This is a genomic window from Corynebacterium sp. sy017, from assembly GCF_017918135.1.
GTDB lineage: Bacteria > Actinomycetota > Actinomycetes > Mycobacteriales > Mycobacteriaceae > Corynebacterium.
In genome coordinates, this window is record NZ_RZUE01000002.1 from 1 (window position 1) to 17,780 (window position 17,780).

16 protein-coding genes are annotated in these 17,780 nt (G+C 48.3%); 6 read left to right on the forward strand and 10 right to left on the reverse strand.

The window, feature by feature from the left end; translation table 11 throughout:
* Positions 1 to 416: 416 nt before the first annotated feature.
* The 3 genes from EML15_RS03465 to EML15_RS03475 are packed head-to-tail and all read right to left on the reverse strand — an operon-like array spanning position 417 to position 2,795.
* Positions 417 to 1,481 carry a hypothetical protein gene (locus EML15_RS03465; protein ID WP_144273490.1) on the reverse strand — a complete coding sequence of 355 codons (1,065 nt, stop codon included), beginning with the start codon at positions 1,479 to 1,481 and terminating at the stop codon, positions 417 to 419.
* Positions 1,471 to 2,379, reverse strand: a complete 909-nt coding sequence (locus EML15_RS03470) for an ABC transporter ATP-binding protein (RefSeq protein WP_144273491.1) — start codon at positions 2,377 to 2,379, stop codon at positions 1,471 to 1,473. The genes EML15_RS03465 and EML15_RS03470 overlap by 11 nt, the downstream gene beginning before the upstream one ends.
* 41 nt (positions 2,380 to 2,420) lie before the next feature.
* Positions 2,421 to 2,795 (reverse strand): GntR family transcriptional regulator, encoded by a 375-nt coding sequence (locus tag EML15_RS03475; RefSeq protein WP_144273492.1) that lies wholly within the window; start codon positions 2,793 to 2,795, stop codon positions 2,421 to 2,423.
* Between the two features lie 260 nt (positions 2,796 to 3,055).
* Here EML15_RS03475 and EML15_RS03480 point away from each other — a divergent pair, with 260 nt between their 5' ends.
* The 4 genes from EML15_RS03480 to EML15_RS03495 all read left to right on the forward strand — a co-directional run bounded on the left by EML15_RS03480 (position 3,056) and on the right by EML15_RS03495 (position 7,023).
* Positions 3,056 to 4,468 carry an NYN domain-containing protein gene (locus tag EML15_RS03480; RefSeq protein ID WP_144273493.1) on the forward strand — a complete coding sequence of 471 codons (1,413 nt, stop codon included), beginning with the start codon at positions 3,056 to 3,058 and terminating at the stop codon, positions 4,466 to 4,468.
* Between the two features lie 682 nt (positions 4,469 to 5,150).
* Positions 5,151 to 5,699, forward strand: coding sequence for a hypothetical protein (locus tag EML15_RS03485; protein ID WP_144273494.1), 549 nt, complete (start codon positions 5,151 to 5,153; stop codon positions 5,697 to 5,699).
* Positions 5,700 to 5,730: 31 nt separating this feature from the next.
* The gene (locus tag EML15_RS03490; RefSeq protein ID WP_144273495.1) at positions 5,731 to 6,402 is read left to right on the forward strand and encodes a hypothetical protein; all 672 of its coding nucleotides are present in this window, start codon (positions 5,731 to 5,733) and stop codon (positions 6,400 to 6,402) included.
* A gap of 3 nt (positions 6,403 to 6,405) precedes the next feature.
* Positions 6,406 to 7,023 (forward strand): hypothetical protein, encoded by a 618-nt coding sequence (locus tag EML15_RS03495; RefSeq protein WP_144273496.1) that lies wholly within the window; start codon positions 6,406 to 6,408, stop codon positions 7,021 to 7,023.
* Positions 7,024 to 7,102: 79 nt separating this feature from the next.
* Here EML15_RS03495 and EML15_RS03500 read toward each other — a convergent pair whose 3' ends face one another.
* A complete protein-coding gene (locus EML15_RS03500; protein ID WP_144273497.1) occupies positions 7,103 to 7,858 on the reverse strand; it encodes a PspA/IM30 family protein in 756 nt (251 codons plus the stop codon).
* Positions 7,859 to 7,942: 84 nt separating this feature from the next.
* Entirely contained in the window at positions 7,943 to 8,305 is a 363-nt protein-coding gene (trxA, locus tag EML15_RS03505) for a thioredoxin (protein WP_144273498.1), read from the reverse strand.
* A gap of 98 nt (positions 8,306 to 8,403) precedes the next feature.
* Between trxA and EML15_RS03510 the strand changes: the two genes are divergently transcribed.
* Positions 8,404 to 8,622: a heavy-metal-associated domain-containing protein gene (locus tag EML15_RS03510; protein WP_246846925.1), complete on the forward strand. Its 219-nt coding sequence runs from the start codon at positions 8,404 to 8,406 to the stop codon at positions 8,620 to 8,622.
* Complete coding sequence (locus EML15_RS03515; protein WP_144274082.1) at positions 8,597 to 10,825, forward strand: heavy metal translocating P-type ATPase; 2,229 nt, start codon at positions 8,597 to 8,599, stop codon at positions 10,823 to 10,825. Before EML15_RS03510 ends, EML15_RS03515 begins: the two co-directional genes overlap by 26 nt.
* Before the next feature lie 89 nt (positions 10,826 to 10,914).
* Here the strand turns inward: EML15_RS03515 and EML15_RS03520 are convergent, their stop codons facing one another.
* The 5 genes from EML15_RS03520 to EML15_RS03540 all read right to left on the reverse strand — a co-directional run bounded on the left by EML15_RS03520 (position 10,915) and on the right by EML15_RS03540 (position 17,745).
* Positions 10,915 to 12,435: a hypothetical protein gene (locus tag EML15_RS03520; RefSeq protein WP_210471992.1), complete on the reverse strand. Its 1,521-nt coding sequence runs from the start codon at positions 12,433 to 12,435 to the stop codon at positions 10,915 to 10,917.
* A 338-nt stretch (positions 12,436 to 12,773) separates the two neighbouring features.
* Positions 12,774 to 14,255 (reverse strand): replicative DNA helicase, encoded by a 1,482-nt coding sequence (gene dnaB, locus EML15_RS03525; RefSeq protein WP_144273500.1) that lies wholly within the window; start codon positions 14,253 to 14,255, stop codon positions 12,774 to 12,776.
* Positions 14,256 to 14,299: 44 nt separating this feature from the next.
* A complete protein-coding gene (locus EML15_RS03530) occupies positions 14,300 to 16,210 on the reverse strand; it encodes a glycoside hydrolase family 15 protein (RefSeq protein WP_144273501.1) in 1,911 nt (636 codons plus the stop codon).
* A 419-nt stretch (positions 16,211 to 16,629) separates the two neighbouring features.
* Positions 16,630 to 17,082 carry a 50S ribosomal protein L9 gene (gene rplI, locus EML15_RS03535; protein ID WP_144273502.1) on the reverse strand — a complete coding sequence of 151 codons (453 nt, stop codon included), beginning with the start codon at positions 17,080 to 17,082 and terminating at the stop codon, positions 16,630 to 16,632.
* Positions 17,083 to 17,175: 93 nt separating this feature from the next.
* Positions 17,176 to 17,745: a single-stranded DNA-binding protein gene (locus EML15_RS03540; RefSeq protein ID WP_144273503.1), complete on the reverse strand. Its 570-nt coding sequence runs from the start codon at positions 17,743 to 17,745 to the stop codon at positions 17,176 to 17,178.
* Between the last annotated feature and the right edge of the window lie 35 nt (positions 17,746 to 17,780).

Below are 17,780 nucleotides of genomic sequence, written 5' to 3' on the forward strand. Positions count from 1 at the left end.
ACTCTCCACAAAAACACTCACAAACAAAAAAGTAAGCAAGCACAGGCCGTGAAAAGCCCAATACCCAACAAAAAACAAAAACCAGCAAACCAACCAACCACACCACACAACACACAACCAAGTCATATGTCATGCAGCGCAATCAATCAATCCACCAAAAAACAAATGAAGAGCATCCCATCGACGAGACAAAAACACTCCCCACAAAAAAACAAATGTTAATCAACCATCAAAAAATGATCACTATCAGTACACTATCGAGTTCTCAAACAACACAAGACCCCACACAACACACAACAAACCATGCATCACAATGGAATCCCCCACCACCCACAAGCACAACCGCCCTGAGCGACTCACACAAAGTTACACACCCCAACAAAAAAACACAAATCCCCACCACAACACCACAAAAACTAGATTCCAAAAAACTTTGATAAGCCATTTTTTGGTGTGTTTGTTCTTAGCGTTTTCCATACGTAGCTCATCATCGCGCAATAGGCGATGGCAACTAACACGAGAGCGAGCCAACCAGAAATTATCTGACCGGACCAGAGCATGAGGATACCGATAAGCGCAGCAATCACCAGTAGTGAAACCAGAACATTTCCCGACTGAAGCACAAAGTGAGGAGTGAATAGAATAAGCAGAATCATCACTGCGTACTGCTCTTGAGACACAGGAGTAGACGTCGAGAGCGTAATGGTGAATAGAAAACCGATTTGCGCAATGACAAAGAGCGCAGAAGATAGGTAGTAATCTCGAAGCCATTGTGCCCTCTGGCCGCCCAAAGCTACGAAATCAGCTAAAGATTTCTGGGCTGGTCGCGCATTCATTACTGCGAAGAAGCAGGTCAAAAATGTGGAGATGAAGAGACTGTCGCTATCTAGCGACGTATTTTTTAGAATGCTCACTACCGCGGCGCAACCGATCGCTATCCAGAACACTATGAAAGCGCTCAACCACATATCAATGAGTGGCGCATAGGTAATCTGACCACGCAAAGTATCAGGAATCCTCTTGCGCACCCACCGCTGCTTACGCGATGCGATAGACCGATCTTTTATTTCTCCTCTTATTTCTTCTTCAAGATGAGGCTGCGCAGTACACAGCAGACGATAGACCATCCCAAAACCAAAAATACCTGCTAGCACCACGACTTTTTTCGGCGCCACAAACACATAAACCACGGTAAGCGCAAACAAAATTGCGTTAAAAAACACGCCAATGAGCTTTTGATCGCGTCGCCAAGTTGCAATATCAATACTCAGAGCACGATAAGGCATATAGCTATCAAACGTGAAGATAGACACAATAGCTGCAACGCATAGCGCCCCAAGAGCAAGTAGCACAAGACTATGCTCACTATGAACCAGTCGAAAAACAAAATAACCATAGGCAGCGCAGTAAATAACGCGCCATAACACACTTTCTGCGTTAAGATGCCACCATAATTTTATCGGATGTGCACTATGAATCATGAGAATCTCCCGTCATGAGTGTGATTACTTGTTCTAGTGTTACTTCTCTGAGCGCTGCACCACTCTCGTGAGCTCCCTGGATTAAATCCGGAATAAGATTTTCGCCTTTGCGCAGGTCAATGAGCGCTTTGCTACCGCTTACTATGTGCGTTTCTTGCACAATAAACTCGCTGGGTATTGGGCTCAATGCCGCTGCCACTTGCTTTTTCGTGCCTCGGATCTCAAAAATGCTACCGAGCAATTCGGAAATATCAGCGGATAACGCGACTGTCCCTGCGTCGATAAGCACAATGTGGTCCAGAATTGGCTGCGCCTGGGCCAGTTGATGCGTAGCCATGATAAAAGTACGCTCTGAACTGCGATAATTGCGCAGTGCGGCATAGAGTTTTTCTTGCTTTTCGACGTCCAACCCCAAATATGGCTCATCGAGCAATACGAGAGGACACCCGCTTGCCAGTGCAATAATGAACCCCACGCTTGAGCGTTGTCCACGCGATAGCTCTTTGTAATCTTTATCCATTGGCACCGCGAAATCCTCGACGAGTTTCTGCGCTAATTCCGCCGACCAATTGACCCATCGGCTAGCACACATGGCGAAGATTTGTGAGACTTTACGATTGGGCAACTCGGTATCAATGCCCATGAATACTGTTCGATCGAGCACATGTGCATTGTCAAACGGGGTTTGTCCAAAAACTCTTAGCTCCCCTTGCACCGCTAATTGCCCTGCTAGTGCTCGTAATAATGTCGTCTTTCCTTGCCCATTGGCACCTACTAGTCCATAGATACCGCCGGCAGGCAACGCGAGATTCACATTGCTAAGAATTGGTGGTTCTTTTTCTTTTTTATGACTGCCATAGCCAATACTGAGATTCCTGGCTTGGATCAATACATCCATGTCCTCAACTCTTTTCTGTGCTTTCGGTACTTTTTCTTGCTTTACTGATACAAACCACGAGATTCTGCAACCTTTTCGATAAGATCGTGCAACGCTTCTCGACGCAGATCGAGTTTCACGGCTTCGTCGATAAGCGGGGCGACGTAATCAGCGGCAAATTTCTCTGTTCTTCTGGCGATAATGTTGGTTCGAGCATTATGCGTCACAAACATTCCTAGCCCTCGACGTTTTTCCAGCACTCCTATGTCGACCAAGAGATTCAGTCCTTTTCGAGCTGTAGCTGGGTTAATGGAATGGAATTCAGCTAATTCATTTGTCGATGGAGCTCGGTCACCTGGAACTAGCGTGCCATCAACGATGGAATCTTCAATGAGGACAGCGATTTGCCGGAACAATGGTGCTGCTTGATCATCCATAACACCTCCACATAGTTGGTTAGTTACTCATGTAACCAACCATATAACTAAGGGAGGTTGCTGTCAAGAGTTTTCGACAAGCCCAATCGACATTTTGCCCCCACAAGATACTTCTACCACCAGCACTTACTGCACTTTTAGAATTTTCTATCGCCTAACACCCTGCAATAAGGCATAGTAGAAGATGTAACAGAGTCACAATATGTGATCGGTTAATTTAATGAAAAGTTTTACCCAAAGATAGTGAAAGTTTTAGAACCATGCTCGAAAGAACACAGATTTTTGTTGATACCAGTTATTTACTAGCAAGTTTTTATAATTCCTGGGAAATAGGTGCCAGATCGCAATTAGAAATAGACCTTCCCGAAGTAGTCACCACCTTAGGAAATATGGTCAGCCAGCAATTAGGGCAACCCGTTCACCGACAATTATGGTACGACGGCATTCCAGAATCAGGACCACACCGCTATCAGCGAGCATTACGCACCTGCGACGGAGTTCAACTTCGCGCTGGTCAACTCATTGAATGGGGCGAACGCCGTACACAAAAAGCAGTTGATACCCGCCTAGTAGCCGATATGGTACTGACAGGTGTTCGTCGAGAAGTTAGTGACATTGTCATCGTTTCTGGCGATGCGGATATGATTCCAGGGGTACAAGAAGCAGTAAATGCCGGTGTTCGCGTACATCTCTATGGCTTTGGCTGGGACTCCATGTCCTCAGCACTACGCCATGCCTGCGATTCCACCACCATCCTTGACCCACGAGAAGACTTCGCAGAATGTATGCAACTTGAAATCCTCGAAGGTCCGCTTCCCCCAGTAATCAGGCAAAAACCAGAAGAAGCCTGCGCGCAACATCAAACAAACGATCCGGCACACAATGACACCATACAAGGTAATCATGGTGATACCGATGAGGCTATCGACGTCCATGTAGCGCAATTATTTGATGAAGAAGACAAAGAAGCACTAAACGACGTGCACAGCGAAGCGAAAAGTGCTGGTTTAACCGAACCAGAAACTAAAAAACCGCAGGTGATCGTCGATAAAGCACGTGAAGATAGCACGCCGACGGCACAGCATACTGATCCACACGTTACCCAACCAGAAGATTCTGCAGCGCAGACAAGCGAAACCACAAACTCGGATGAATCTGCGCACCATACCACCAACAACGCACGAACTATTAAAGTGACTTCAAGGGTTGAGGAATCATTAGAGGTAGAGATCTCTGATTCCACTAGCACCAGCCCGAATAATGCAGCAGACGCTGAGGATAAAGCTACTCAAGATAAGCCAGCGCCTACTCCAGGCACAGTTCCTACGCCACGTGCCGTCCCAAATCCATCAATGATGGCTCCACGACGCAAACTACGTTCCCGCTACGTACCATTACCGAGTGAAGTATGGTCTTCCTCTGGCTATCAAACACCTTTTGACGTGGGACAACAATATGCTGTGTGGTGGTACGACAATGCAGCAAGCACTGCACAACGCGATTCCGCCCATATGCTTTCTGGTGGAGGATTGCCTCCAGAGATTGACCGCCCACTTTTGCAATTCGCCTGCGAAACTCTCCATGAATACACCCTGACCGAAACTCAACGAGTCAATTTACGCGACGGATTCCATTCTGGAATACGTGGGATACTATTGCGCAATAGCCAATAAGCAGCTCATAAGCACAGGGGTAAAGGGTTACATAGGCGAGCAGCGCATAGGGCTAATATGCTCGGAAACGCGCTGCTGCTAGAACGCATTGGATATGTCTAGAAAGCATGGTGCATGCGCGCGTGTGCGTGTGGGCGTGCGCGTGCCACCAAAAGTTTTCCTGAGTTTTTCTCAGGTTTCCTTAGGGAGTGAGGGTGGATTTCCCATAGTGATGCTCCTCACCCAGAGCAGAGCTTTGATTACGTTGATAAAAGTGGGAGTTTTTCCAACTTTTCACCCTTTTACGCTGCATATAACGCTAAAATTCAAGGAGAACTTGGGCGAAATTTATTTCGCATTTCCACCGCACACTAGATACTCACCAAAGGGAATCACCCCCGAAATAGGGCATTTTCTTTTTTATACACAAACTGTCGATAGCTTAGAAAAATAATAATTTCTCATATTCATGCGGAGAATACTGAGAAAAGTATAAGCAGGTCGCACGGCATTCAGACGCTTTTGGAGCGGAAATAATTAACCGTCAACCACCTTGCCCTGATATCCATCCCCACCACACGTCGATAAATAATATGCAAAAGGGGCTAGCGCATACGCAATAACTCATTCTAAGATAATTCTAAGTATTTTCCTTAGGGGAGCCTAAGGATCGCTTATTTTTCTTTCACAGAAAGGCTTTCTCATGCGTAAACGTCTCATGACTGCTCTTAGCGCTGGCGTATTGGCAGCATCCACTCTTCACGCTTTTCCTGCACAAGCAGCTTCTTACACCGAGGTAAACCCTGGTGTAGTTGGCGGATCTTGCTCTCGTGAAGGAATGGCAGGGCAGGAGCTAACCATCACTGGCTCTACTTTCGAGGTTGAGGGTACAGCTACCGTCGCTAACTACAACGACGAAGATCTCCCACTAACCCAAACCATCCGCGAGGGTAAGACCAAGAACTGGAACGTTGGCGGAACCGTGAGCTTCGACCTTCTCAAACTCATCAACGTTTCCCTTAGCGCTGGTTACTCCTCAACCCAGACCTGGGAAGTTGGGCAGACCCTTGGACCATACCCAGTAAAGCCTGGTTACACTGGTGTTCTTGAGTACGGCTTCCTCATCAGCAACTTCGAGGGTAAGAACCTGCGTTGCCAGGGTGGTCAGTGGGTAGACACTGGTCGTCCTTTCTGGGGCAATATCCCTAAGGAGCGCCACGTTCGCGTCTCTATGCGCTCTAACGATGTCTAATTGATCTTTCATCCTCGTTAAGGACCACCTCATGAAGAAGAAAATCATCGGATCGCTCCTTGCAGCAGCAACTGTGGTGTCGGTGCCTATGGTTTCTGGTGTGGCAACCGCTACACCAGTTACCAAAACACCAGATCAGCATGAGCACCGTCAGGACTTTGTCAATGACGACACCTGCAACTGGGAAGCAGATCAGAGCCGTCACCCATACGAAAGTTGGATCACCAACGAGTATGACCGCTACAACGGCACCAACTCTTTCACCAACAACACGGACCGTCCAATCCAGTTCTCCCTTGAGGTAACCGAGGGCGTGAACGAATCTGTAAAGGCCATGAGCTCCGGTAACACCTGGGAGCCTTTCTTCGGCCACCTGCAGAACAAGTACGGCATTGTGCAGACCAGCAACTGGGCTGTTGGTGACAAGCTAGGTCCTATCACCGTTCAGCCTGGTGAGACGGTTCGTGCTGACTACGGCGTACACATGAAGGAATTCATTGGCCGCGTTCGTACCTGTGACAAGAACACTGGACTATGGCGCATGGAGCCTTACTTCGGCAAGTACGTTGGTAAAGGTCCTTCCACACGTTTCGTTGTATGGCACCACACCACCAAGGAAGGTGACTACTCCGAGAACTACGTGGAGATGCCAGCCATGAGCGATAGCGGCCCAGGTGCCGCAACGATCGACGGCAAGGAGTAAGCAATGCGCACAATCAACAAAGCAGCTGTTGCTCTGGCAACCGTAGGTCTGGCATGTGCGGGATTCACCCCGGCACAGGCCGAGATCACCAGTGCATATGCAAACACTGAAGGCGCTCCTACTGAGGAGTGGACTCCGGTAGCAAAGCCACAGGCTCTTGATTCTGGCCCACAACCAGGAACAACCTGTGAGCGCGTTGGTGCTACTGCCGAGTACGTAGAGATCACTGGTTCTCGCTTCGACGTCGAGGGTTCCGCTTCTGCGGCAAACACCTTGGATGAGGGCGAGATTCCACTGAAGCAGACCATCAACGAGTCCAAAACCAAGAAGTGGTGGACATCCGTGAACGTGTCTGTGAAGTACACAGAGGAAATCACCCGTAAGTACGGTTGGGAATACAGCCGTGAAATGATCTGGTCTATGGGACAAAACATTGGCCCATACCCAATCTACCCAGGTGAGATTGGTACATTGCGCTGGGGATTCATCGTTGATGAGTTCATCGGCCACCGTGTACGTTGCAATAGCAACCGCACATGGGAGCAGCTTGGTGCACAGTTCTACGGTGTAGCTCCTCGTGAGCGCCACGTTGATGTGACCGTGCGGCAGCTCGACAGCTAAAACTGCCTAAGCAGCGCTGATCTGGATGTTATCTCTTAGAGGTAGCATCCAGATTTTTGTCTTAGCACACGACAGCTCGCTACTGCTCAATTTCACCCTGAGCTTGAGTTTTACCAGCATCAAGCTCGGCACGAATCTCGGCTAGTCTACTTGCTGCCCGCATATCCTGACCTGAAACATCAATCTCAGCGATACGACCATCGACGCTATCCTGCATGAGTTCTTGAGCACCCAAAGCCTGTGCGTAACGTCGTTCGATTTTTTCCCGCACACTATCCATGCTGGGCACTGTGGAATCAGCCTGAAAAGCCCCTAGCTGTTCGACGCTACGCGCGCTGCTCTCCTGCATCTGCGTTTGCTGAACCTGACGCATAAGTTCATCAGCTTGCGCTAATTGTTCTTTAAGTTTTATTTCTGATGCTTTAACTTGTTGCTTTGCCTGCTCCGCAGCATTAACTGACTGCTTATGCAAGGTTTTTGCCTCTTCCAGCTGCTGCTCGACGCTCACCAATTGGGTCGCGTAAATCTCAGCTACATGAGCAAACTTAGTGTTTTCTTCTGCATCACCTGTGCGTTGGGCTGCGTCGGACTGCGCCAGAGCTTGGCGTGTTTTTTCGGTAAGATCCTGTTGTTCCTGCACTAGCTGATTGAGTTTCATCTCAAGCTGGTTTTTGTTGCCAATAACTGCACTGGCTTGCTGAACAATCTGTTCATGCTGCTGCTTAGCTGCTGTTACTGCCTGGTTGATCTGCACTTTTGGATCAGCATTTTCCTCAATTTTCTGATCCAAAGAGGCAGTGAGATATTTCCAGCCTTTTGCAAAAGGATTAGCCACCTAAAGTCACCTTCACTCGTTACATATCTTTTTTGGTCCTTTAGGTGGCAGTATACCTATTTATCCTGCTTATTGCTGGTCTTGTTAGTCTTGCTGCTCAGCAACCTGACGCTTTACTTCTTCCATATCCAATGCTTTAACCTGAGCAACAAGGTCTTCCAATGCTGCGGCAGGAAGAGCCCCGGCTTCTCGGTAAACAAGAACGCCATCACGGAAGGCCATCACTGTTGGGATGGACTGAATCTGTAATGCTGCAGCTAAACCTTGGTTTGCCTCGGTATCGAGCTTGGTAAAGGTCACATCGTCATGGTTCTCAGATACCTTTTCATAGGTTGGTCCAAAAGCACGGCATGGTCCACACCATGATGCCCATGCGTCGACCAAAACAATGCCGTCTTTGCTTACTGTTTCCTCAAATGTGTCTTCGGTTACTGGTACAGTTGCCACGGGAATAACTCCTTCTTATGAAATGTTGCTTTCACTATAGGCTAACCAATCAATGAGAACTTTTATTCCCTCACCTTTTTCAGGAAGGAAACCCCAGAATGACAATGACAACAAAAGACTATTACGTGTCGGGCATGAGCTGCCAGCACTGTGTTCATGCAATCACAGAAGAACTCAATCAGCTTGCCGACGTCCACAGCGTCACCGTTGATCTGGAATCTGGTCAGGTTAGGGTAGTAGGTACCCAGCTCAATGACCAAGATATTATCGCCGCCATCGACGAAGCGGGTTATGCTCTTGCCGACACTGTCGAATAATCGCAGCACCCACATTGAACTTGCTATCACCGGCATGACCTGCACAGCATGCTCAGCACGTGTGGAACGCAAGCTCAACAAAACCCCAGGAGTAAACGCCCAGGTCAATTTTGCGACAGAAACTGCCACCATTGCTTTCGACGAGACTCAGGTCAGCGTCGACAAGCTGATTGAGGTTGTGCAGCACACTGGCTATGGCGCGCACCTTATCACTGCACAGGAAACGACACAGAGCAGGGGAGAGTCGCTGAAGAAACGGGCACTCATCTCTGTGATTTTTGCCCTGCCGGTGCTTGTCATTTCTATGGTGCATTCGCTGCATTTTCCGCATTGGGAGTGGACTGTTTTTGCGCTCAGTACCCCAGTGTATTTTTGGGGTGGGTATCCATTCCATGCTGCTGCATTGCGAAATCTCAAACATGGTTCTTTCACAATGGATACGCTCATTAGTCTTGGCACCAGCGCAGCATATTGGTGGAGTGTGGTCACCATACTCAACCAGTGGGGGACAGCCCTCTATTTCGAGTCGGCAGCAATGGTCATTGTGTTTTTGCTATTCGGCAAATGGTTTGAGTCTCGTGCCAAATCACGAAGTGCACAAGCATTACATTCCTTGTTGGAATTGGGCACCAAAGAAGTCCACGTGCTACGCGAGGGCAAAGAACTCACGCTGCCCATTGAGAAACTAATGGTAGGGGATATTTTCTTGGTGCGTCCTGGAGAAAAGATCGCTACCGACGGCGTGGTTGTGCGCGGCAATTCCACTCTGGATGAATCCATGATTACTGGCGAGGCGTTACCCGTAGAAGTCGCGGAGAACTCCCAAGTAACTGGGGCAACAATAAATATCACTGGCACTCTCGAAGTACGAGCCACGCGCATTGGCAAGGACACCACACTGGCACATATCGCTGCGCTTATCACTCAAGCACAACTGGGGAAAGCACCCGTCGAGCGGCTCGTGGATAAAATTGCCCAAGTTTTTGTGCCCATTGTCATTGGCATTGCGCTGCTAAGTTGTGCGATTCACCTATGGTTGGGAAATGCTCTCAGCGATTCCATTGCGGCTATGGTTGCCGTACTCATCATTGCCTGCCCGTGTGCACTCGGATTAGCTACGCCAACTGCACTGCTCGTGGGAACAGGTCGAGGCGCCAAAATGGGCTTATTGATTAAAAGCGCCGAGGTGCTAGAGCACACACGCCAAGTCGAAACCATAGTGCTAGATAAAACTGGAACATTGACAACGGGGCAGATGAGCGTCGAAAAGCTCTATGTGGCAGCTGAATCAGTAACACCACTTGGTATAACTAAACTCACTGAGGAATGGGTACTGCGGATAGCTGCAGCAATCGAACAGGGTTCCACTCACCCTATTGCGCGCGCAATTGAAACAGCAGCCCAGCACTACGGTTCTTACCCCTATTTACCTGATTCGTTGCAACCTGAGAATCTTCGCACGCTCGCTGGATTAGGTGTGCAGGCAGATATCAATGGGGTAGTAGTGGCATTAACAAAGCCGCAAGCGGATGTCGAGTCACAATTAGCAGCATTTATCACGAAGGAGCAGGATAAAGGCGCCAGCGTGGTGGTTATGAGCGTTGATCAGGTAGCGGTTGCTGCACTGAGCATTCGTGACCAGGTCAAACAGGGGAGTCAAGCTGCCATCAGCGCATTAAAAGAGATGCACCTGACCCCAATTTTGCTCACCGGCGACAATACAGGAGCGGCACAAAACATTGCTCAAGAAGTGGGGATAGCGCCAGAAAATGTGATTGCAGGCGTGTTACCTGCGGATAAGGCAGCAACGATTATGCGCTTGCAGCACAAAGGAATGCGCGTGGCAATGGTTGGCGACGGCATCAACGACGCCGCAGCACTTGCGCAAGCAGACCTAGGGCTAGCGATGGGTGCAGGCACTGATGTTGCCATTGAAGCGAGCGACATCACCATTATGAATAGCGACCCGCGCTCTATTGTCGACGCACTGCGGCTAAGCAATCGCACTCTCGCAACCATAAAAACCAATTTATTCTGGGCATTTGCTTATAATGTCATACTCATTCCAGTGGCAGCCTGGGGGTTGCTTGATCCCATGCTTGCCGGTGCCGCAATGGCGCTAAGCTCTGTTTTTGTACTCAGCAACTCACTGCGACTCAACAGATTTCGCTCCGCTTTTGGAGTTGAGGAACAGAATCAATAGGTATCTTAAGAAAATGCCCATAAGAAAGCCGGCACAACAAGCAACTATCTGCTGTGTGCCGGCTTTGTGGTAATGCTCATGCATGAGCATTACGCTGCGCGTAGATGTCCACCCGTGGTTACTTTAGGACGGTCTTTCTTCGCTACAGTCTTAGCCTGCTTAGCGACGTTATCCTTCACGCTTTCAGAAATAACGGTCTTAGGTGCAGGCTTGGATTCTGGTTTAGAATCGGCAGGTTTTTCTTCCTTATCTTCAGGTTCTACAACGGTGGTAACAACCTCACCCTGCTCAGCCTCAACATCTGTGTCAGGCACAGTTGGTGGAACAACAGGCTTAACTGGTTCCTCACGTTCTTCAGGATACTCAGCTGGCTTCACAGGTTTCTCCTGTTCAGGTTCTTCAGAAGGAGTAGGCTCCTGAGTTTCCTCACTTGGAGTTGGCTCCTCAGACTCCCCAGGTTCCTCAGAATCAGTTGGTTCTTCAGTTTCCTTAGAAGGCTTAGCAGGATCAACCTCCTCTTCCTCAGAAGGAGTAGGTTCCTCAGACTCTACAGGCTCCTTGCTAGGCGGAACCTCAGTCTCCTCATCAGGACAAAGAGTAATATGCTGGAAGCCCTGGTCGCAGTTATCCTCACCACCAAGCAACGAACCAAAATAATACACCGTAGGATTCAAGTAAAGATTAAAAGTCTTCACATACTGCCGGTAGCGATCACCACCAGACTCAATGTCATTACCAATCGTGTCAAAGCGATTGGTGTTACGAGTAACTGCACAGGTACCCACACTCGTTAAGCCATGGCGAGTGCCCTGATCAGCATAAAGATTAGCAATACGCTCATTCTCCAAAGCGATTTCTTTGTTGCGCTGCTCAATCTCTGCTTTACGAGCTGAAGACGCAGACTCATCTTCAGGAATCATTGGGATAGAGACAGGAGGTAATTCACCCGTACGACCCCACACATATTCTTTCAGATTCAAGCAACCCTCTTCAGTGCTACCAGGTCCACCACCTTCTTTAATACATTTCCACAGCATATTATCCGCGCGAATCGGAATGTAAGTATCCTCACCGACTGCTTCCACAGTACCGGTGACCTCGAAAGTGAACACACCCAGCGCGTTCAAGCCGATTTGGTAGAAATCCCACTCAGGCTGATCAGCAAAAGAAGAGCGCTGAACACCATATAGAGCCCCTTCATCATCAGCTAAAGAACCATGAGGATTCTTAATAAACGACGATACTTTATACGTGTCATTATCAATCAGATACGGTATCCCTTCATCGTTCTTCTCGAAAGAATCAACGATCGGAACCTGATAGTCCACTGCCTTGGTAAGAACATAACTATCATTACTTGATGAGATGATATTTTCTTCAGGTAGCGGATTACCATCCAAATCTTCCCAATAAGTTTTCTGAGTGTCTTCCCCCTGAGCGGCATCACCTCTATGCCATTGCACATTAGGCATATGCGTTAGCTTAATCGACACATCCTTCACAGTGGATGGGATCATGATCTGCGCACCACGAGTAGTTTGGATGTGATCCTCAGACATCACCACAGGTGATAGTTGCACTTGCCAGGTGACCTGTGTTTCATCCCCCACTTGCTTTACACAGGTTGAACCAGTGTCACAGTTCGCACCACCCCACGAACCAAAAACATTATCAGCACCACCGCGCTGGATACCAGCATCAGAACCGTCAGGACCAGCGGCTAATACTGAGGGGGGGGGGATAGAAAACCCGCACCAAGCATACTTACGGCAGCAACCGCCGTAGCACGCTTAGCAAAACGTTGTAAAAACATATTTCCTCTTATTTTCTTCCTAGGAAAAAGAACAAAAACACTTTCCAAGCCATCCTCAACCACAAAACACAAAGCTGAGAAAAACTTAAAAGTCTTTCTCATCATAGCCACAGAGTAGTCGAGATGCTAATTCAACTAGCCACGAGCCATATCCACAAACCGGGAATAATGCAGCTGGTGCGCCACTTCCACAGTATCGATTGGACCACCACGGTGCTTCGCCAAAATAATATCTGCCTCACCGGCTCGTTCATTTTCCTTATCCTGCGAGTCTGGTCGATAAAGCAACATAACCATATCCGCATCCTGCTCCAAAGAACCAGATTCACGCAGGTCAGCGATCTGCGGTCGTTTATCAGTGCGTGATTCTGGCCCACGGTTGAGCTGAGAAATAGCAATCAGTGGCACATCAAGTTCTTTTGCCAACAGTTTCAGCTGACGCGAAAACTCAGACACCTCTTGCTGGCGCGATTCCACTCTTTTACCCGAGCTCATCAACTGCAAATAATCCACTACGATCATCTGTAAATCATATTTTTCTTTGAGCTTCCTCGATTTAGAGCGAATATCCATCATCGTCAAACTCGAAGAATCATCAATAAAAATAGGAGCCTTCTCGATTTGCCCTACTCGACTTGCTAATTTTGTCCACGCATGGTCGTCGAGCCGCCCGGCTCGCATATCAGAAAGTTTGATCTCGGTTTCTGCAGAAAGCAGGCGCATCACAATCTCGCTCTTAGACATTTCCAAGGAAAAAATGACACTAGCTTTATTGTGCTTAATGGAGCAAGAGCGCACAAAATCAAGCGCAAGAGTCGATTTACCCACACCAGGACGCGCAGCAACAATAATCATCTGCCCGCCATGTAACCCATTGGTGAGATTATCCAAATCGATAAAGCCAGTGGGAATACCCATTGCCAAACCACCATTTTCGGTGATCTCATCGAGCTGATCCATCGTCGGCTGAATGAGATCAGCAAAAATTGAATAATCCTCAGCAGTATTTTTGCGTGAGATACCATAGACTTCCTGTTGGGCAAGGTCGAGCACAGTTTCAATCTCAGCACCCTCAGTGCCCTCATAACCAAGTTGCACCACACGCGTACCTGCATTAACCAACTTACGCAAAATGCTTTTCTCGCTCACGATCTCCGCATAGTAGTGAGCATTAGCCGCCGTAGGCACAACAGAAGTAAGTGTATGTAAGTATGGTGCTCCGCCGACGCGTTCTAGATCATTATTCCGATCCAAACGCGCTGAAACAATAACGGGGTCGATTTCCTTGCCGTCGGTAAATAGATCAATAATCGCAGAATAGATAAGCTGATGTGCTGGTAAATAAAAATCTTCTGGCAGCAATAACTCGATAATATCCACTACTTTCTGTGGACTCATGAGCATAGCGCCTAACACACCTTGCTCAGCATCTTTATCATGCGGGGGCTGGCGAAACTCATTAGGAAAATTATTGCCTTTTCGGTACCCGCCGTGCCCACCGTTCCCGCCGCCATATGAGTACCCAGCATCAGACTCAGCATAGTCTGGTGGCTCCGGCGCAAACTGCGCCGATGAATCATCAAAACTATCAAAACTCTGTGCTGATTGTGTGCTCATTCTTCTCTGCCTTCTCACTACGTCAGGTTCACGATTTGCCTATTCTAGCTCATCTTTTCGCTTGCCGACGCCCGACCAATAGCATCCGAGGCACGAATGAGCGACAAGTGCGAAAATGCCTGCGGAAAGTTTCCCGTCAAACGTTGATGACGAGGATCATATTCCTCAGCCAATAACCCGAGATCATTCGCTGCCTGACATACCACTTTCATTCTTTCCTGAGCATCTGCTACCCGCCCAGACGCCGCATATTGCTCAATCAACCAGAAGGTACAAATGAGGAATGGGGCTTCGTCGCCACTCAACCCATCGACACCATCTTCAGTGCGATAACGATAGACGTAGCCATACTCATCGACGAGGTCTTGCTCAATAGCTGCCACAGTACCCAGCATTTTCGGATCGTCGGCAGCAATGAATCCAGTGGCCGGCAATTGCAAAAGTGACGCATCTACCTCTGTGCCCCCATAGAACTGAGTAAAGCACCCCCGATCAGTATCAAAGCCATGTTCGAGAATTTCATCACGCAAACGATCGCGATGATACTTCCAACTCTCCACATCGCCATCGAGCCCATGCTCCTCCACGGCACGAATACCCTCGTTGTAGGCAGCCCACATCATCACGCGACCATGAGTGAAATAGTGGAGTTCACCACGCATTTCCCAAATACCATGATCTTTTTGGTGGATATTATTAGTCTGATAATCCAAAAGACGCTTTTGCAATCCCCAAGAAAACTCATCCTCCGCCAATCCCGCATCACGCAAACTGGCCAGCGCAAGCATGACTTCACCCACCACATCAGCCTGATATTGGCCAGCCGCACCATTACCAATACGCACCGGGCGTGAATCCGCATAACCACGCAAATTAGGCAATTCTTTTTCATCTAGTTCGCGCTCCCCGCCCAAACCATACATAATCTGTAGATTTTCTACATCACCGGCGACGGCACGCAAAAGCCAGTTACGCCAATCCATTGCACCATCGGCAAAACCATGCGAAACCATAACCTCCACGGTCAAGGCAGCATCTCTAAGCCAGGTATAGCGATAATCCCAATTGCGCTCCCCACCAAAATCTTCCGGCAAACTTGCCGTCGGGGCAGCAACAATTCCACCAGTGTCAGAGTGAGTCAACGCGCGAAGAACCAGCAAAGAACGCTTAACGAGCGTGCTCCACGGAGAATCCACCTCAAAATTACTAATCCAGTCTTGCCAAAAATCAGTAGTAGTCTCTAGTGCTACATCAGCTTGAGCAGGAACAGGTGTCTGCTGCCACGATGGGAACCAGGTGAGTGACCAGTCGAGTTTATCCCCAGCTGTGAGCGTGAAATCGCCGATGAGGCGTGGTAAAAGATTAGATTCCCCTTCCTCCGAGAGATCCTCTGGCGAGGCGCTATAAAGCCGAGGGCCAGAGATAAGTAAGCCATCTGGACCCGCTTTACACAGCAGAGCTGGTTCCTCTGTTCCAGGGATTGTGGTCGGGCTAAACCAGGGCAGTGCCCGCGCATAGTTGAACCTGACTCGAAGATCGTGGGTAATGGTGATCTCACCTTCGAGACATTCCACCGCACGAATGAGATCCGCTTGAAGAGTGGCAGGGGGCAGGAAATCAGTTACTTTAACTTTTCCAGTGGCGGTTTCCCATATAGTTTCCAAAATAAAGGTATTGGGTTTGTATCTACGCTCGACGACCATTCCGCCGCGTACTGAAAGTTTCCACCTGCCGTCGTCGGGGCTGCCTAAGATGCCACAGAAGATAGCGGGGGAGTCAAAACGGGGGAGGCAAAGCCAATCTACAGAACCTTCTTTACTGACTAATAGCCCTGTTTGCAGATCGGATAATAATGCATAATCTTCTAGAGGAACATCGTTGTACCTGCTTGACCCATTTGCTGTGCTAGTTTTTGCTATGAGATGGGGGTTAGTATTCTGTGTATTTTTTGTCATGCTCTCTATTCTCGCACACGAATCCTCATTTGTTTTCCACAGAGTTATCCACAGTTATCCACAGGGGGTAATTCTTTTTCACATTTTCCCTGCTATTTTTTCACAACCATTGTGGAAAACTTGTGGATAACCTCCATTTTCCCCTCGGAGAAATCTATATTTCAGCAGGTTAAGTGTAGTTTCTTCCTTGTGGATACCTTTCAACAGACAAAAGGTTTTGTCCACAATAAGGCATTTGACAAACCAAAAGAAAAGTGTTTTTATCTTTGCTTTCTCCGTCGTTACTCACATAGTTATCCACAAAAAGTATTCTGTCCAAGATAAAAAATAACCCTGCGCCCAGCAAATTCTGGGACACAAGGTTATTTTATGCTGTTGTCGGATGGGCTAACTCACATTAGCCGTTACTGCTTTCTTGGTTAAGAAGCAGCAACCTCAAAGTTCACTGTAGCTGCAACATCAGAGTGCAACTTAACATTAGCGGCATAAGAACCAACGGTCTTGATGTGACCTTTTGGTAGCTCAATGGCACGCTTATCCAAGTTAGGGCCGCCAGCTTTCTTTACTGCTGCGACAATGTCTTCAGTAGAAACAGAACCGAAGATCTTGCCCTTTTCTGATGTACGAACTGAAACAGAAACGCCGTCGAGCGCCTCTAGTTGTTCCTTTACCTCACGTGCATGATCAAGGTCGCGAATAGCGCGAGCTTGCTGTGCACGCTTGATTCCTTCAATCTGCTTTTCTGCACCACGAGTAGCAACAATAGCTAGCCCGCGAGGAAGCAGGAAGTTACGTCCATAGCCGTCCTTGACCTCAACGATGTCACCTGGGACACCGAGGTTATCAACTTCGGCGGTGAGGATCAGTTTCATGATCCCTGCCTTTCCTATTACGGTCCCTATATAAGCTATATAGAGATGGAGTGAAAATGGTTGATGTAGAGCAGATACTGTGCTTTTAGATTCTTAGAATGGTGGCTCAGTATCTTCATTATCAAATCCACCAGCTACTGGCGCGCTACTCCACGGATCATTGTGTGGAGCAGCCTGAGGTTCACGAGAAGACTCACGAGAACCACCAAAACCGCCTTGGCTACCATAACCACGGTTTTGTCCACCCTGGTTAGAGCCACCAAAGTTTCCATTATTGCCACCATAACCACCCTCACGAGGGTTACGAGCAATCTGGGCAGTAGCATAACGCAATGAAGGACCCACCTCATCGACTTCAATCTCCATAACGCTACGCTTTTCACCCTCGCGGGTTTCATAGCTGCGTTGACGAAGTCGACCAGTAACGATAACGCGCATTCCCTTTGTCAAAGATTCTGCGACATTTTCTGCCGCTTGACGCCATACGTTACATGAGATGAACATAGCCTCACCATCTACCCACTGATTAGTCTGTGCATCAAAACGACGCGGGGTAGAGGCAACACGGAAATTAGCCACAGCAGCACCTGCTGGGGTAAAGCGTAGTTCTGGATCGGCAACAACATTGCCAATCACAGTGATATTCACATCTCCTTGTGCCATGTTTCTTCCTTACCTTGATTATTGATTAACTGCCC

Bases quoted from the DNA above. Each gene is read 5' to 3' on its own strand.
- EML15_RS03465 (WP_144273490.1), bottom strand. From the start codon at position 1,481: ATGATTCATAGTGCACATCCGATAAAATTATGGTGGCATCTTAACGCA.
- EML15_RS03470 (WP_144273491.1), bottom strand. From the start codon at position 2,379: ATGGATGTATTGATCCAAGCCAGGAATCTCAGTATTGGCTATGGCAGT.
- EML15_RS03475 (WP_144273492.1), bottom strand. From the start codon at position 2,795: ATGGATGATCAAGCAGCACCATTGTTCCGGCAAATCGCTGTCCTCATT.
- EML15_RS03480 (WP_144273493.1), top strand. From the start codon at position 3,056: ATGCTCGAAAGAACACAGATTTTTGTTGATACCAGTTATTTACTAGCA.
- EML15_RS03485 (WP_144273494.1), top strand. From the start codon at position 5,151: ATGCGTAAACGTCTCATGACTGCTCTTAGCGCTGGCGTATTGGCAGCA.
- EML15_RS03490 (WP_144273495.1), top strand. From the start codon at position 5,731: ATGAAGAAGAAAATCATCGGATCGCTCCTTGCAGCAGCAACTGTGGTG.
- EML15_RS03495 (WP_144273496.1), top strand. From the start codon at position 6,406: ATGCGCACAATCAACAAAGCAGCTGTTGCTCTGGCAACCGTAGGTCTG.
- EML15_RS03510 (WP_246846925.1), top strand. From the start codon at position 8,404: ATGACAATGACAACAAAAGACTATTACGTGTCGGGCATGAGCTGCCAG.
- EML15_RS03515 (WP_144274082.1), top strand. From the start codon at position 8,597: ATGCTCTTGCCGACACTGTCGAATAATCGCAGCACCCACATTGAACTT.
- dnaB (WP_144273500.1), bottom strand. From the start codon at position 14,255: ATGAGCACACAATCAGCACAGAGTTTTGATAGTTTTGATGATTCATCG.
- EML15_RS03530 (WP_144273501.1), bottom strand. From the start codon at position 16,210: ATGACAAAAAATACACAGAATACTAACCCCCATCTCATAGCAAAAACT.
- rplI (WP_144273502.1), bottom strand. From the start codon at position 17,082: ATGAAACTGATCCTCACCGCCGAAGTTGATAACCTCGGTGTCCCAGGT.
- EML15_RS03540 (WP_144273503.1), bottom strand. From the start codon at position 17,745: ATGGCACAAGGAGATGTGAATATCACTGTGATTGGCAATGTTGTTGCC.